This window comes from Micromonospora sp. M51, assembly GCF_018070305.1.
Taxonomy (GTDB): Bacteria; Actinomycetota; Actinomycetes; order Mycobacteriales; family Micromonosporaceae; genus Micromonospora; species Micromonospora parva.
In genome coordinates, this window is the sequence record NZ_JAGPXZ010001480.1 from 1 (window position 1) to 491 (window position 491).

A 491-nucleotide genomic window follows, 5' to 3' on the forward strand; every position below is an offset into this window, starting at 1 on the left:
CTTCACCAGCTCGCCGCCGCCCACCGCCGTGCGCTGCACGATGGCATCAAGCTCTTCTTTGCCAATGAGTTCGGTAACCGGGATGCCGCCCACGGTGGTGTAGCGCGGCAGCGGTACCATCGTGTCGCCGTGCCCGCCCATCAGCACCGCCTGAATGTCTTTGGGACTCACGTTGAGCGCCTCGGCCAAAAAGGCGCGGTAGCGGGCCGTGTCGAGGATGCCGGCCATGCCGAACACCTTTTCGCGGGGCAGCCCGGAGGTTTTGTGGGCTTGGTAGGTCATCACGTCGAGCGGGTTGCTCACGATAATGACAATGGCATCGGGCGAGTACTTCACCACCTGCTCCGTCACCGATTTGACGATGCCCGCGTTGGTGGCAATCAGGTCGTCGCGGCTCATGCCGGGCTTGCGGGGCAGGCCCGACGTAATTACCACCACCTCCGAGCCGGCCGTGCGCGAGTAGTCGCCCGTCACGCCCACGGTGCGGGTAT

The 491-nt window shown here is 64.8% G+C and carries 1 pseudogene; it reads right to left on the reverse strand.

From position 1 onward, the window contains the following. Positions 1 to 474 (reverse strand): annotated as a pseudogene (locus KBX53_RS35555) (malate dehydrogenase); the annotation flags it as partial. Positions 475 to 491: the final 17 nt, after the last annotated feature.